Origin of the sequence: Providencia sp. NPDC089933, from assembly GCF_049545585.1 — a bacterium.
Classification (GTDB): domain Bacteria; phylum Pseudomonadota; class Gammaproteobacteria; order Enterobacterales; family Enterobacteriaceae; genus Providencia; species Providencia huashanensis.
Genome location: NZ_JBMWDT010000014.1, coordinates 1 through 15927, shown reverse-complemented (window position 1 = coordinate 15927; position 15927 = coordinate 1). Strand labels below are relative to the sequence as shown.

Below are 15927 nucleotides of genomic sequence, written 5' to 3'. Positions count from 1 at the left end.
CTTGTTGCTTCTGCCATTGCATCAAATAACCCGAATGATTGTTCATTCTGTGAAACTTGATATCTCGTTATTTGGCGCAGCTTATTACGTGGTATTTTTTTAATTGTGAAACCACGATAAATAAAGCAATGAGATTTAATCTGTAATATTTGCATACTACAGCCCCACCCATAACAACCACGCATCACGCTGTTCTTTTGGTCGATTTAAAAATGCGTCACGCATAGCACGGTTAAATTCAGGGATGTAAATCCAGTTCTCTGCACGTGCTCCTGGCTTTTCTGGATCTTGCCAAGGTATTAACGGAAGCTTGTTTTTATTAACCATATTGCTTACTGCTGATTCTGTTTTACCAACCAATTCTGCGAATTTTTGATAAGGCACGGCATCCACTGGATAGTAAACCTGCATATACCCGTCTTTGTTCTTCTCCAACATGTGGCATAATCTCCTTGGTTGCTTGTGGAGGCTTTAGTAAGCCTCTATAGGCTTTTCACAATTAACAAGTACTTAAATTAGGACTAATATAGTCCTTGGATTAATACCATGTCAATAGATTACTCAAAGAAACTTCTGTGTATACGTAAAGCTGAGGGATTCACTCAGCAACAATTTGCCGATTTAGTGAATATATCTCTTAGCACTGTAAAAAATTATGAAACGGGTCAGCAGCCGGCTAGAGCGGCAATAATGGAATCTGTTATACAAGTTGAAAGATTTGAAAAATATGCACTATGGCTAACGATAGGAAAAACAAATGAAGCTCTTGGGCAAATTAGTCCAACTCTCTCCCCTGATGGGCAAGAAAGGGCAGCATTACCCCACTCAGAGCAGAAAATTGGCTAGACCTACATTATGAGTTTATAAATTGGATTGAATATCAATCGCTTTGCCATATCGAGGAGGCTAATCATGCCTATTAAAAAACTCGATGATGGTCGTTATATGGTGGACATTAGACCTCTTGGACGAAAAGGAAATCGAATCCGAAGAGCATTTGACAGAAAAGCAGAAGCTGTTGCCTTTGAACGTTACACAATGGCGAATGCAAAAAAAGCAGGAACAAAAGCAGATAGGCGGCTTTTAAGCGATCTACTAGAACTTTGGTGGCTTTATTATGGGCAAACAACCGAGAATGGCTCAATAGAGAAAAGGCAACTTAATAAAACAATTAAGTTTCTCGGTGACCCTGCTATTAATCGATTGAATAAACAAGTATTACTTGAGCATCGTAGTGATAGGTTACTAAGTGGAACAAGTGCAGCGACTATCAATCGCGACATGTACCGTTTATCAGGCATGATTTCTACACTCAAAAAACTTGAAGTCTTCAATGCTGATAACCCACTTAAAGGCTTACCGCCACTGAAAGAAACGCCTCCTGAAATGACATTCTTAACTCATGATGAAATTAGCAAATTACTAGCTCAATTATCATCAGAAGAAAAGAAAATTGCCGTATTTTGCATGAGTACTGGCGCAAGGTGGGGAGAAGCAGTAACACTACAAAGCAAACAAGTAAAAAATGGGCGAGTTACTTTTCTAAAAACTAAAAATGGGAAATCTCGTATAGTTCCTATTTCTGATGAACTAGAAAAGGAAATCAAAACTAAACAAACAGGTTTATTGTTTGATGTTGATTACGAAAGTTTCAGGTTAAAGTTAAAAGCTGTAAAACCTGATTTGCCAGAAGGGCAAGCTACCCATGTTCTCAGGCATACTTTTGCTAGCCACTTTATGATGAATGGCGGAAATATTGTTGCGTTACAACAAATATTAGGTCACGCCAATATTCAGCAAACGATGGCTTATGCCCACTTAGCCCCTGATTATTTGCAGTTTGCTATCACGCTAAACCCATTAAATGGGAAAATTAGTATTTAAGCCTCTGTAGGCGTCCAGAGTGTCCACGGATTGTCCACACTTGTGACTTTTCAAAACATTTCTGGATGCCTAGCAAAAAATTATTGCATTGATAAATAAAGGAATTATTTGTTTTGTAATAAAAAAAAGCCCCTTAAAAAGGGGCTATAAAGACAGGGATGGTGTCTATGGCAAGGAAAAACTTCACTTATTGCTACTTCACTACTTACATAAAAACTCAAAATATAAAACTAACTAACTTGCATTACTACGATACTTACTGAAACTGCATCGCTTGGTATTCAGCCATCTTGTGTTGGTGAATTTGCTCAAGTTCTGCTTTCTGTTCTGGCGTTAACAACTGGTATAATTCATGATGAATTCGTGCCATTTCAACACGTTGTTCCAGTTCTCTTTGCATTCGTTTTTCAAGTTGCTCGCGAACCGCTTTGCCATCAAAGCTATCCGCTATAATTAATTTGTGCAGTGCTTCACGTTCACGAATGGAAGCCGTGTTATCAACATGATAATGACGCTGCGTTGCCATTAAATCACGTAATTGCTGACGTTGTTTCTCATTTAACGTGATACCATTAAACATAAAGGTGCTGGCGCGTTCTTCACTGCTAAACATTTCATGATGCTGAAATGGCACAACGGCATGCCCTGTTGATGAAGTTTGCTCAGATTGCATTTGTAGCATCAAAGGTGCCGAACTTTCATTTGCCGCACTTTGCGAAACTTCTGCAAAAGCAACTGTTGGGCCAAACACAAATGCAGAAGCTAAAACTAACATTGCGGTTTTATGTACTGTATTATGTACTTTGCTATGTGTTGTTCTCAGCATTTGGTTCCTTGTCTATGAACTGTGCTCGTGATTCAATGTGAATGAATATACACCTGTGGCTGCAAACTAGCGTCAGAGCATGTAAAAGAACGTAAAGTGATGGAATCGTAAAGATTGTTATCGTATTTTGGCAGTTGGAGGACATATAAAATGCATAAAATCCTATTAGTTGATGACGACCGTGAACTCACGTCGCTATTAAAAGAACTGCTAGAAATGGAAGGCTTCAATGTTGTCATCGCTTATGATGGTGAACAAGCATTACAACAAATTGACTCATCCATTGATCTACTCTTACTTGATGTCATGATGCCGAAAAAAAATGGTATTGAGACATTAAAAGAACTGCGTCAAATACACCAAACGCCGGTGATCATGTTAACTGCCCGCGGCAGTGAACTAGATAAAGTACTGGGCTTAGAATTAGGTGCAGACGATTACTTACCAAAACCATTCAATGACCGCGAACTGGTTGCCCGCATTCGTGCTTTATTACGTCGCTCAAACTGGAGCGAACAAACGCAAGGCGACAACAGCAATACCCCTGTCTTGCAAGTTGATAAGCTGCAGCTTAACCCTGGTCGCCAAGAAGCTAGCTTTGATAACGAAATTTTGGACTTAACAGGGACTGAATTTACTTTGTTATATCTGCTTGCACAGCATTTAGGCCAAGTAGTGTCTCGTGAGCATCTTAGCCAAGAAGTTCTCGGGAAACGCTTAACACCGTTTGACCGTGCAATCGATATGCATATTTCAAACCTACGTCGTAAACTTCCTGAACGTACTGATGGCCAGCCATGGTTTAAAACCTTGCGCGGTCGAGGGTACTTAATGGTTTCTGCCACATGATCAACAGCTTAACCGCCAGGATCTTTGCGATTTTCTGGTTCACCCTCGCACTAGTATTAATGCTAGTGCTGATGGTGCCCAAGCTCGATTCTCGGCAAATCACCGTCCTTATGGAAAGTGAACAACGCCAAGGGGAAATGCTTGAGCAGCATATAGAAGCAGAACTTGCGCAAGCTCCAATGAATGACTTACTTTGGTGGCGTCGCATCTCTAATGCCATCAAAAAATGGGCACCGCCTGGGCAACGGTTGATTATCGTCACCAGCGAAGGTCGTGTTATCGGTGCAATGCCAAGTGAAATGCAAGTTATTCGTAACTTCATTGGGCAATCAGATAACGCCGATCACCCCAAAAAGAAAAAATACGGTCGCGCTGAAATTTTAGGGCCTTTTTCTATCCGTGATGGAGAAGACCACTATCAACTGTACTTAGTTCGCCCATCTAGCAGCCCGCAATCTGACTTTATTAACTTATTATTTGATAGGCCATTCTTATTACTGATTGCCACAATGCTAATCAGTGCTCCGCTCTTATTATGGCTATCTTGGAGCCTCGCACGCCCTGCCCGTAAATTAAAAATGGCGGCAGATGACGTTGCCAAAGGGAACTTGCGGCCCCACCCTGAGCTGGAAGCCGGTCCACAAGAGTTCCTTTCTGCGGGGAACAGCTTTAACCAGATGATCAGCGCTCTTGATGGCATGGTTAGTGCTCAACAACGTTTAATTTCTGATATCTCCCATGAATTACGCACTCCGCTGACACGGTTACAATTGGCAACCGCATTACTGCGTCGTCGCCATGGTGAAAGTAAAGAACTTGAACGCATCGAAACAGAAACGCACCGTTTGGACAGCATGATCAATGACTTGCTTGTTCTGTCCCGTAGCCAGCACAAAAACGAAATCCTCCGTGAAAACATCAAGGCAGATGAACTTTGGGGTGATATTTTAGATGACGCAAGTTTCGAAGCGGAACAAATGAACAAAACGCTTGATGTAACTTCTCATCCAGGCCCTTGGCCGTTGTACTGTAACCCTTCCGCGGTGGGTAGTGCATTTGAAAATATCGTGCGTAATGCTTTGCGTTACTCAAACACCCATATTGCTGTTGATTTTAAAGAAGAAAACAACGGTATTCTGATCACTGTAGATGATGACGGCCCCGGTGTTAGCCCTGCTGACCGTGAACATATTTTCCGCCCGTTCTACCGCACGGATGAAGCTAGGGACAGGGAAACTGGTGGTACTGGGTTAGGCCTTGCTATTGTTGAAACAGCCATAACACAACACAAAGGTTGGGTGAAAGCCGATGATAGCCCACTTGGTGGTTTAAGGTTACAAATTTGGTTACCTGAACACGGCCGTTAACCTAACGCTTAGTTTGAACCTTAAAGCCTTCTATTTTAAATAGAGGGCTTTTTTATTTCTACTCACAAAACATGTACTCAAAAACTATTATGGAATATTCTTATATTGGATGCAAAAGCAACAATCCCTAAACACGTCACCAATATAAAATGCTTTTTATCTAAAAAAATACAGAAATTAAAGAATATTATTGAGAAATAAGGAATATTTTAGAGATATAAAATCGCAGTAATGTATATCGCTATATATCTTAATGTGTTATTACTTCCTATGCCTAATATATTAATCTGATATTCTATTTTACGTGATTTACGCGTGGTGTTTAATAGAGCGGCAAGAAGGCACAGAAGCCCAACTCGCTTCAAATTAAGATACTTATAATATGTGCTGATACTAATCACGTTTTAAATCGATTTAATTTATTGGTTCTTATTTATTAACCTGTTCAATATTAGGCGAACTCAACTTCAAATGGATTTATCAATGAAAAAATTCAAGCTCACCAAGCTGGCTATGCTTGCTGTACTGAGTGCCATAAGTACACACAGCATTGCGGGGGGATTAGTACTACCGGATAACAATTTACGTAGTGATTTGGCTTGGCTTTCAGAGCGTAACGTTATTCAGATTAGTTTATCAACTTGGCCACTATCCCAAGAAGAAATTACACGTTCTTTAAATAATGCGAATATTACTAACAGCGAACAAGAAGCGATTATTCAACGTATTAAAAAGAACCTAAACCGCACTAAAAACAGTGTTCAGTTGGAAACGCACTTTGCATCTAGCCACAATTCTATGCCGCAAGGCTTTGCACAAAGCGAATATAGCGACATCCGTTATACCGTTTCCGGCAACTATAGCACTGACGATGTAGATTTAAACCTCACCGCCAACGGTGAACGCGCCCTACGTGTTGAAAACGGTTCAGACTATAACCTGAATGGCTCTTATGGTGGCGTAAAAATTTGGAACCAGTGGGTCACCTTTGGTGAGATCCCTCAATGGTGGGGGCCGGGTCATGATGGTAGCTTAATTCGTACCGATGCCGCTCGCCCTGTCACGGGCTTTTTGCTGCAACGTGCTGACCAAAGCCCATTTGAAACCCCATGGCTTTCTTGGATTGGTTCATGGCAATATCAATTAACCGCTGGGCAAATTAAGCAATACTCTTCCCAACCCAATACCAAACTGATTGGTTTGCGTATGACCATGAACCCTACTGATTTCTTTGAACTCGGCGGTTCACGCGTCGTGATGTGGGGAGGCGATGGCCGCCCTAACAATTGGAACTCGTTCTGGAACGCTATGGGTGGTAGGGATAATACTGGCGACTATAATGATGACCCCGGTAACCAATTAGCTGGTTTAGACTTTAAACTAAAACTTTACCCATTAATTGACCTCCCTGTCAGCGTTTACGGGCAAATGGTCGGTGAAGATGAAGCTAACCTTTTCCCATCGAAAAATGCCTTTATGGGCGGTATTGAGGGCTACCACACCCTATGGGGCCAACCATTAAATTGGTACATTGAAGGCGCCAATACCCATACAGAGTGGGATAAAGACGGCGTAATGTACCGCCACTTTATTTATAAAAATGGTTATTACCAACAAGGTGCATCACTGGGCCACGCGATGGGCGGTGACGGCCGTATGCTCACCACCAAAGTGGAATATACCCTTGATGATGATAACCGTGTTAGCACCCGCCTAATGTATGCGAAGGTGAATAAATCTAATTTCGATGGTAATAAACTGTTCCCTAAATCAGAAACTATCAAAGGTGCAGACTTAGGTTGGTGGCATAACTTTGAGAATGATATCAGCACAGATGCCAAAGTGTGGGTTTCTAAAACAGATTATGAAACTCGTAATGACCTAGGTGCCGCTGTTACGGTAAACGTGCCGTTTAAATGGTAAAACACGCCTATTTCGCGTAACTTTCTTTTAAACGGGTTATGTTTTATACATAACCCGTTTTTTTATATGTTGAATATTTCTATTTTCAAACAAATATACATTAACTTCTTAGATGTTATCTAACCATTCAGTTAATTAATATAATCAATTACCCATACTATTCATCTGTTAACACTCTTAATTTGGATAATTTTAGATATATTTCCATTGTAAATTAATTTGTTACATATCGAAAGCAATGATATATAAGGAGTAACCTAACTAAAATATTTAATCGTGCTCAGAATGTGATAATGGAATTATAACCTAATAATTTAAAATAACTTATTCAATAGATACACCTGTTAGGACTATTCTCTAAGGCTATCACAATGATAGTCACTATATATATTTAGTGGTATTATTAGGCGCTTTTACTTGACCGGACAGGGCTCGAAGCATACCCTTGGTCGGTCAAAAAACGATAAGCAGTGCTTATCAATTGAACAGGTTAGCAAAAAATGTAACGTTTTCAATTGATAAGTATGCATTTACAATTTCAATGGTGCTCTGGGACCCGACAACCCAGTGCGGTAGCTATGGGTGTTATTGTGAAAGACATCACTAAACAGTGAGGACAAATTGAGAAAAAAAGAAACTATTTTTTTAATTGGTGGTTTTGGAAATAATCTCTTTCAATTAAATCGAGCTTTCGAGCTTAAAGAGAATGGTTATGATGTAATAATAAATACTAGACTATTAAGAAAAAGTTTTATTTCCAAGATACTCAAGTGGAGCATACATCCTTCCAAAATGACAGAAGATATATGCACTCAATTTAGAATTGAAAAAAAAATATCGCTAATGGGATATATAGTATTATTTTTCATTTTCACTTTAAAACAATTAAAAATTTTTGATTTTCAAGATTGTAATAAACCAAGTAGATTATTTGGGTTTGCTATTGGATATTGGCAAAAAAATGTTGTTTTAAATAAAAACTTAATCACATTGCTGAAAGATAAATTCCATAACGAATCAACATATGAAAATATTAAAAATAAAGTTATACTACATGCCCGATTAGGAGACTTCCCTCCAGAAATAAGAATAAAAGATGATTATTATTTAACAGCTATACAAACTTTAAATATAAAAGAAATCATTTTAGTCACAGACACACCGGATTACTTGAAGAAATTGAAAAAAAATCTACCGTCTGATTTTGAAATAACCTTATCAGCAGGGATAAGTATGCTGGATGACTTTTTATTAATGGCTAATGCAACTAATTTAATTATTTCCAACTCCACCTTTTCTTATTGGGCTAGTCAGGTAAATCCAGTGAAAAATCTAATTTATCCCTGCACAATTGCTCCTGAAACTCCTTGGAATTATCCATTACTAAATAAGTTACAACAAAAAATTAGGAGTCACTAATGAAAACTGCACTAATTACCGGTATCACAGGCCAAGATGGCTCTTATCTGGCAGAATTTCTATTAGAAAAAGGCTACGAAGTTCATGGTTTAATTCGTAGAGCCTCTTCTTTCAATACGGAAAGAATTGACGCTGTCGTTAATAATAGCGATAAAATTAAATTACACTATGGTGATTTAACTGACACTTCAAACTTAATCCGTTTAGTAAAAGAAATTCAACCAGATGAGATTTATAACCTAGGCGCAATGTCACATGTGGCTGTCTCTTTTGAATCCCCTGAATATACTGCTGATGTCGATGCTATCGGAACACTACGTTTATTAGAAGCTATTCGTATTAACGGCCTAGAAAAGAAAACCCGTTTTTATCAAGCATCAACATCAGAACTTTATGGAGAAGTTCAGGAAATACCACAGAAAGAAACCACACCTTTCCATCCTCGCTCACCATACGCTGTAGCGAAAATGTATGCTTACTGGATCACAGTAAATTACCGTGAGTCATATGGCATGTATGCATGTAATGGTACTTTATTTAACCACGAGTCCCCTCGTCGTGGCGAAACTTTTGTCACTCGCAAAATAACTCGTACCATTGCTAATATTTCACAAGGCTTAGAACAGTGTTTATATTTAGGTAATATGGATGCATTACGTGACTGGGGTCATGCTAAGGATTACGTTCGTATGCAATGGATGATGTTACAGCAAGAACATGCTGATGATTTTGTTATTGCTACAGGCAAACAAATTTCCGTACGTGAATTTGTACGTATGTCTGCTAAAGAGGCAGGAATTGAGCTCTCATTTAGCGGGGCTGGTGTAGAGGAAATTGCAACCGTTACTAGCGTAAATAATACACTGGCACCAAATGTAAATATCGGTGATATCATAGTTCGTGTTAGTCCCAAATTCTTCCGTCCAGCAGAAGTTGAAACCCTTCTAGGTGATCCTTCTAAAGCAAAAGAAAAATTAGGTTGGGTACCGGAAATCACAGTGGAAGAAATGTGCTCAGAAATGGTTGCATCTGATATAGAAAAAGCAAAACAACATGCTTTACTTAAATCAAATGGGTTTGATGTTGCTATTTCTTTAGAGAATTAAGGATCACTCCGTGAAAAAAAGAGTTTTTGTTGCTGGCCATAATGGCATGGTTGGCTCAGCAATAATTAGACAATTACAAAATCGTAACGACATTGAATTAATAACAAAATCACGCCACGAGTTGGATCTCACAAACCAAATGGCTGTTGATAGTTTCTTCGAACAAAACAAAATTGACGAAGTCTATTTAGCAGCTGCCAAAGTTGGTGGCATCCACGCAAATAATACCTATCCAGCAGATTTCATTTATGAAAATTTAATAATGGAATGCAACATTATTCATTCTGCTCATAAACATAATGTTCAACATTTACTGTTTTTAGGTTCATCTTGTATTTATCCAAAGTTAGCAACACAACCGATGTCTGAAGATGCACTGTTAACGGGTATTCTTGAATCAACCAATGAACCTTATGCAATTGCAAAAATTGCTGGTATCAAACTTTGTGAATCATATAACCGACAATACGGACGTGATTATCGTAGCGTGATGCCAACCAACTTATATGGTGAAAACGATAATTTTCACCCAGAAAACTCACATGTTATTCCTGCGTTAATGCGCCGCTTCCATGAAGCTAAACTGAATAATGACGAAGAAGTTGTTGTTTGGGGCACAGGAACACCTATGCGTGAGTTTCTTTATGTCGATGATATGGCTGCGGCCTCGGTCTATGTTATGGAATTAAACAAAGAAACATACCAAGCAAACACCCAACCAATGTTATCCCATATTAATGTGGGTACAGGTGTAGACTGCACGATTCGTGAAATGGCTGAAACTATGGCTAACGTTGTTGGCTTTAAGGGAAGAGTATCGTTCGATAGCACTAAGCCTGATGGAACTCCAAGAAAGTTAATGGATGTATCTCGCTTAAAGAATCTAGGCTGGACATATTCAGTCAGTCTTAAGGATGGATTGAGTCAAACTTATCAGTGGTTCCTAAAAAATCAACATAATTTTCGTAAATAACGGGCTAAATAAATATGGCGCAACGATTATCATTAGACACGTTCAAAACTATCGTTGCATCTACCCCTTTAGTTTCTATTGATCTGGTCATTTGTAATTCAAAAAACCAAGCATTGTTAGGACAACGTAACAATCGTCCCGCTCAAGGTTATTGGTTTGTACCAGGTGGGCGTATTTGCAAGGATGAAACATTTGACATCGCGTTTCAACGTTTAACGATCAATGAGCTTGGTATAAACTACAATATTAATAACTCAAAATTTATTGGCCATTACCAACATCTTTATCAGGATAATTTTTCTGATGATAATTTCTCAACCCATTATGTCGTTTTAGGATATTTCATAAAAGAAGATCTTGACCTAAATAAATTACCTTTGGAACAACATAGAAATTATCAATGGTGGAATATTGATGAACTTCTTAATTCTTCCGAAGTTCACGATAATACAAAAGCCTATTTTATCAATAATCATCTAAGTCTACGGTAAATTATCATGTTATTGCCTGTTATTATGGCGGGAGGCTCAGGTAGTCGTTTATGGCCTCTTTCTCGTAGCCTATATCCAAAACAGTTTATCAGCCTAACTAGTAAAAAAACTATGTTGCAAGAAACCGTTGCGCGGTTAAAAACACTACAACATCAACCCGCTGTATTTATCTGTAACGAAGAACATCGCTTCATTGTTGCAGAGCAATTGCGACAAGAGAATGTAAAACACAGTGGCATCATCTTAGAACCTATTGGCCGTAATACAGCTCCTGCCATAGCACTAGCCGCTATTAAGGCAATACAAAATGGAAACGACCCTTTATTATTGGTTTTAGCTGCAGATCATGTCATACAAAACCAAGCAGGGTTTACTCATTCTATTGAAAAAGCTATTGAAGCTGCTGAAAAAGGTGCTTTAATTACTTTTGGTATTGTTCCGACAACACCTGAAACTGGGTATGGTTATATTAAAAAAGGCCCCCCAACCGGTAGTGCAACTTATCAAGTCGCACGCTTCATTGAAAAACCAGATTTAGTTACAGCTGAAAACTACCTTTCAAGCGGTGAATATCTATGGAATAGCGGTATGTTTCTCTTTAAAGCATCCTGCTATCTGAATGAATTAAAGACGCACTGCCCAGAAATTTTAAATATATGCGAGCAAGCAATCAATCAATCACAAAATGATTTAGATTTTATTCGTATACAATCTAATATTTTTAATTCATGCCCTGATAATTCAATAGATTATGCTGTTATGGAAAAAGCCAGCAATGTTCAAGTTGTTCCAATGGATGCAGGCTGGAGTGATGTTGGCTCCTTCAGTTCACTTTGGGAAGTATCTCCTAAAGATGTTCAATCTAATGTAATTATTGGTGATGTTCTAACTGAAAGTACAACAAATAGTTATATTTACGCTCAAAACAAACTCGTATCTACTGTAGGTATTGATAATTTAGTCATAATCGAAACTAAAGATGCAGTGCTAGTTGCTAATAAAAACAATGTTCAAGATGTAAAAAGTATTGTTACACAGTTGAAAGATGCAGGCCGTTCTGAGTGTGAACAGCACCGCGAAGCCTACCGTCCTTGGGGAACTCATGACGATATTGCTGAAGGTCAACGCTTTCACGTTAAACACCTAAAAGTAAAACCCGGTGAAAAAACAGCATTACAAATGCATTATCATCGTGCTGAACACTGGATTGTTGTTCAAGGTACAGCAAAAGTAACCAATGGTGATAAAACATTTATACTTAGTGAAAATGAATCAACCTATATTCCTATAGGTTCCCCACATAGAATCGAAAATCCAGGCAAAATTGATTTACATTTAATAGAAGTTCGTTCAGGCAACTATTTACAAGAGGACGATATTATTAGGATAGAAGAATATAACAATAATATTAATCGTTCCTAAAAATATGGCTTTAATAATCATGATGAATAGCTCCGATATAATCAAAAATTCAAAAATTCAATTTGGCACTAGTGGTGCACGCGGTTTAGTGACCCAATTTACTAAGAAATCCTGTGCTGCATTTACCCATGCATTTATTAATAGTATCAAAAATAAATTTGATTTTGACCAAATAGCCATCGCCATAGATAATCGCCCAAGTAGTGAATTTATTGCGATTGCTTGTATAGAGGCAATAAAGCAACAAGGAATAGAGCCTCTATATTATGGCGTAATTCCAACACCGGCCCTTGCATATACTGCAATGAAAAATAATATTCCTTGCATCATGGTAACGGGTAGTCATATTCCTTTTGATAGAAATGGATTAAAATTTTATCGTCCCGATGGTGAAATCTCTAAAGTTGATGAAGTGGCTATTTTAAATAACAACTTTCAATTTGAAGTCTCCGATATAGCACCACAGCCCCTATTAATAAATACATCAGCGACTGAAGAATATCTCAATCGTTACTTATCTATATTTGATGAAAATCTATTAGATGGTAAACGTATTGGTATTTATGAACATTCAAGCGCAGGGCGCGATATATATCCTATTTTGTTCAAAAAACTTGGGGCTGAAGTTATTTCTCTAGAACGTAGTGATCAATTTGTTCCTATTGATACAGAAGCTGTCTCTGAAGAAGACAAGGTAAAAGCAAGAAATTGGTCAAAGCTACACAAACTTGATGCTATTTTTTCTACTGATGGAGATGGAGATCGCCCACTTGTAGCTGATGAAAAGGGTGAGTGGTTGCGAGGAGATATATTAGGTTTGTTGTGTGCATTAGAGATGAACATAGAAGCACTAGCAGTTCCTATTAGCTGTAATACTATCATTTCGTCTCATAAAGCTTTTAAGTGCGTAAAACAAACTAAAATTGGTTCACCCTATGTCATTGAAGCATTTACCCATTTAACTAAAGACTATAAGAAAATTGCAGGGTTTGAAGCTAACGGTGGTTTTCTACTTGGTTCTAATATTGAGATAAATGGCAAACAACTATCTGCACTACCAACCCGAGATGCAGTATTGCCATTTTTGATGTTACTATCTGCAACAAAAGGAAAAAGCATCGCTAAATTAGTGAACGAATTACCACAACGTATTACTTTTAGCAATAGAATACAAAATTTCGCAGTTGAAAAAAGTAAATTACTTGTTTCAAGAATTAAAAACGAACCTCAAGATTTATTAAACTATCTTGGATTTTCTGATGAAAAAATAGTGAGGTTAAACACATTGGATGGAGTAAGATTAACATTAACTAATAATGTTATCATTCATTTCAGAGCATCGGGAAATGCTCCAGAAATGAGATGCTATGTAGAAGCACACAGTGAAGATATAGCAAAAGCCATTGCATTAGCTTCATTAACCTACTCTGAAACGGTAGCTATTTCGTAAGTTCTTCATTATCTCGAATTATACTATAACTATATTTTTTTATAACAATTGGTAAATATTATCATATGAACACTCGACCATTAATTAGTGTCATCATAACAACTTACAATAGACCTAACCATGTTATTAATGCTATTAATTCTGTAATTAACCAAACATACAGAAACATTGAAATAATCGTTATAGATGATAACTCAACTCTTGAAAATTTTAATATTTTAACTAGTTTAATGAAAAAATTAGACTTTGATATTATTGTAATAAGAAATACAGAAAATAAAGGTGCTTGCTTTTCTAGAAACGAAGGAATAAGAGCTGCCAAAGGTGTATATATTTGTGGTCTTGATGACGATGATGAGTTTACACCAGACAGAATATGGAAGCTGTTTGAATTCTACCAGTCATTTAAAAAACCACCATCATTAGTTTGTAGTTATTCAAAAATCATCAACTTAACCACAGGCAAGATACTAAATGAAAAGCATACAAATAGTAGAATCACACTTAGCACTATATTAAAAACAAATAAGGTTGGTGCTCAAGTTTTAGTAACAAAAGAAAATTTAATAAACTCAGGATTATTTGATGAAAAACTACCAGCATCACAAGATCATGATATGTGGGTAAGAATAATAGAAAAATATGGTGATGCTTTTAAGTTGAATGAAATATTATACATTTCATATGTAGATGAAAATATAGATAGAGTTTCCAAAAAAAGAGTTTCCGGCCTAATATTGTTTATAAAAAAGCATAAAAATAAAATGAATTTTTATCAATATATTTTCAATATACTTAGATTAATTAAAATGAAGTTAAAATCATTTTAATTTCTTTAGGAGACAACTTAAAATTGACTACTATCAACAGGAAAACATTAATCTTTTCATTTTTTTTAATGATTTTCCCTCTATCTATAATTGGCAATATAGCATCTGCTTTTGATTACACGATAATATCTTATTTAAAATACTCTAGAGGTACTGCATATACCTTGTCATTTATATATTATATTTTTTTCTTTCAATATTACTTAACACTAAGCAATCATTCAGGGAAAAAAGGATTACTGATATTCTCAGTGGCTAACCTTATTATACTCATATTTATCATACAAATAATTTATCACTATGACATATCAGGATATACCAGTATAGATAATCCGGATAAAGTATCTAGTATTAAGTATAATATACCTGTAATAATTTCCTACGGCGCTATGCTATGTATTGGCATTCACTACACTATGTTTTTAAATGACAAAGGGAAAAAAATAGCTATATTTTGGTTTATTAGTTCTATTTTCATACTAATTAATACCAACTATACATATTGGTCTTTAAACTTTTCAGAAATGCAAAACCCCAGTGATAGATCATTTACATTAGCCATGTCTGATTGCTATGCAATATTAAGCTTATCATTATATTTTTACTTTAGAAAACTATCTAAATTATCTTTTTTATTATATGTTTTCATTTCTATTTTATGTTTATTCTTTATCTCATCAAGAACTGCTTTGATTGCGTTCACTTTAGCTATTACTTTTTCAGAAATTTTATCCATCAAATCAAAACCTAGTAATATAATTATCTTCATAATTTGTTTCTTTGGCTTATCATTAATTTATTTTTATCTTCAAGATACCGCGACTGGATATTCTTCTAGGCTTTTTTCAATAAGTGAAGAAGACACATCCATCTCTGGAAGAAGGAACATGCTAAACATTGGGCTAAACGCAATCTCAAATAACATATTCATCGGGGACTTTGCAGGCCAAGTAAAAATAGCAGGAGATGGACTTGGGGCTAGATGGGGTGGATATATGCACAATATACTATCATTTTTTAGACAAGGTGGGGTAATTGTTTTCGCTCTTGTAGTTATAATACTTATTAACTCCTTTACTACCCTATATCAAATAGTAAAGAGAAACCTTTTATCATCTTTATTTGGTGTTATTTTATATATTATTGTTGTTAGTTTATTTTCTCGCTCCTATGTATACCCTTGGATCTTCCTACTTGCAGGTATAAACATATCATATATCCTTGATTCTAAGGGTACACAAACAAAAAGCACACTATAACTTTATAAATTTTAGTTAAACGAGTTTTAAATATGAAAATAGCAATCGCAGGGACCGGCTACGTCGGCCTATCTAACGCCATGTTACTGTCACAAAATCACGAAGTGGTTGCAGTCGATATCATCCCT

Annotated in this window: 16 protein-coding genes; 14 read left to right on the top strand and 2 right to left on the bottom strand. The window is 36.8% G+C overall.

Annotated elements, in window-relative coordinates:
• Positions 1 to 156: 156 nt before the first annotated feature.
• On the bottom strand, positions 157 to 438 hold the full coding sequence (locus ACPEH5_RS17865; protein WP_423727106.1) for a Cox family DNA-binding protein: 282 nt from the start codon (positions 436 to 438) through the stop codon (positions 157 to 159).
• 108 nt (positions 439 to 546) lie between these two features.
• Here ACPEH5_RS17865 and ACPEH5_RS17860 point away from each other — a divergent pair, with 108 nt between their 5' ends.
• Together ACPEH5_RS17860 and ACPEH5_RS17855 are read left to right on the top strand one after the other, a co-directional pair.
• Positions 547 to 846: a helix-turn-helix domain-containing protein gene (locus tag ACPEH5_RS17860; RefSeq protein WP_423727105.1), complete on the top strand. Its 300-nt coding sequence runs from the start codon at positions 547 to 549 to the stop codon at positions 844 to 846.
• Between the two features lie 66 nt (positions 847 to 912).
• Positions 913 to 1884 (top strand): phage integrase, encoded by a 972-nt coding sequence (locus tag ACPEH5_RS17855; RefSeq protein WP_423727104.1) that lies wholly within the window; start codon positions 913 to 915, stop codon positions 1882 to 1884.
• A gap of 256 nt (positions 1885 to 2140) precedes the next feature.
• On the opposite strand, the gene ACPEH5_RS17850 is transcribed toward ACPEH5_RS17855, so the two are convergent.
• Positions 2141 to 2710, bottom strand: a complete 570-nt coding sequence (locus ACPEH5_RS17850; protein WP_048605735.1) for a Spy/CpxP family protein refolding chaperone — start codon at positions 2708 to 2710, stop codon at positions 2141 to 2143.
• Positions 2711 to 2860: 150 nt separating this feature from the next.
• Between ACPEH5_RS17850 and cpxR the strand changes: the two genes are divergently transcribed.
• From cpxR to ACPEH5_RS17790, 12 genes are all read left to right on the top strand, one after another.
• Entirely contained in the window at positions 2861 to 3559 is a 699-nt protein-coding gene (gene cpxR / locus ACPEH5_RS17845) for an envelope stress response regulator transcription factor CpxR (protein ID WP_042846693.1), read from the top strand.
• The gene (gene cpxA / locus ACPEH5_RS17840) at positions 3556 to 4926 is read left to right on the top strand and encodes an envelope stress sensor histidine kinase CpxA (RefSeq protein ID WP_042846694.1); all 1371 of its coding nucleotides are present in this window, start codon (positions 3556 to 3558) and stop codon (positions 4924 to 4926) included. Before cpxR ends, cpxA begins: the two co-directional genes overlap by 4 nt.
• A 483-nt stretch (positions 4927 to 5409) precedes the next feature.
• Positions 5410 to 6849 carry a capsule assembly Wzi family protein gene (locus ACPEH5_RS17835; protein ID WP_129467178.1) on the top strand — a complete coding sequence of 480 codons (1440 nt, stop codon included), beginning with the start codon at positions 5410 to 5412 and terminating at the stop codon, positions 6847 to 6849.
• A 621-nt stretch (positions 6850 to 7470) separates the two neighbouring features.
• Positions 7471 to 8268: an alpha-1,2-fucosyltransferase gene (locus ACPEH5_RS17830; RefSeq protein ID WP_240133649.1), complete on the top strand. Its 798-nt coding sequence runs from the start codon at positions 7471 to 7473 to the stop codon at positions 8266 to 8268.
• Complete coding sequence (gene gmd, locus ACPEH5_RS17825) at positions 8268 to 9374, top strand: GDP-mannose 4,6-dehydratase (protein ID WP_144140849.1); 1107 nt, start codon at positions 8268 to 8270, stop codon at positions 9372 to 9374. The genes ACPEH5_RS17830 and gmd overlap by 1 nt, the downstream gene beginning before the upstream one ends.
• 10 nt (positions 9375 to 9384) lie before the next feature.
• Positions 9385 to 10347: a GDP-L-fucose synthase gene (fcl, locus tag ACPEH5_RS17820; protein WP_144140851.1), complete on the top strand. Its 963-nt coding sequence runs from the start codon at positions 9385 to 9387 to the stop codon at positions 10345 to 10347.
• 14 nt (positions 10348 to 10361) lie between these two features.
• Positions 10362 to 10838 carry a GDP-mannose mannosyl hydrolase gene (locus tag ACPEH5_RS17815; RefSeq protein WP_144140853.1) on the top strand — a complete coding sequence of 159 codons (477 nt, stop codon included), beginning with the start codon at positions 10362 to 10364 and terminating at the stop codon, positions 10836 to 10838.
• Positions 10839 to 10844: 6 nt separating this feature from the next.
• Positions 10845 to 12260: a mannose-1-phosphate guanylyltransferase/mannose-6-phosphate isomerase gene (locus ACPEH5_RS17810; RefSeq protein WP_240133648.1), complete on the top strand. Its 1416-nt coding sequence runs from the start codon at positions 10845 to 10847 to the stop codon at positions 12258 to 12260.
• Positions 12261 to 12279: 19 nt separating this feature from the next.
• Entirely contained in the window at positions 12280 to 13710 is a 1431-nt protein-coding gene (locus ACPEH5_RS17805; RefSeq protein WP_240133646.1) for a phosphomannomutase, read from the top strand.
• Between the two features lie 65 nt (positions 13711 to 13775).
• Positions 13776 to 14540, top strand: a complete 765-nt coding sequence (locus ACPEH5_RS17800) for a glycosyltransferase (protein ID WP_281111254.1) — start codon at positions 13776 to 13778, stop codon at positions 14538 to 14540.
• A 23-nt stretch (positions 14541 to 14563) separates the two neighbouring features.
• On the top strand, positions 14564 to 15799 hold the full coding sequence (locus ACPEH5_RS17795) for an O-antigen ligase family protein (protein ID WP_144395995.1): 1236 nt from the start codon (positions 14564 to 14566) through the stop codon (positions 15797 to 15799).
• Positions 15800 to 15831: 32 nt separating this feature from the next.
• Positions 15832 to 15927, top strand: a 96-nt coding sequence (locus ACPEH5_RS17790) for a hypothetical protein (RefSeq protein ID WP_349488890.1), incomplete at its 3' end; no start/stop codon positions are given.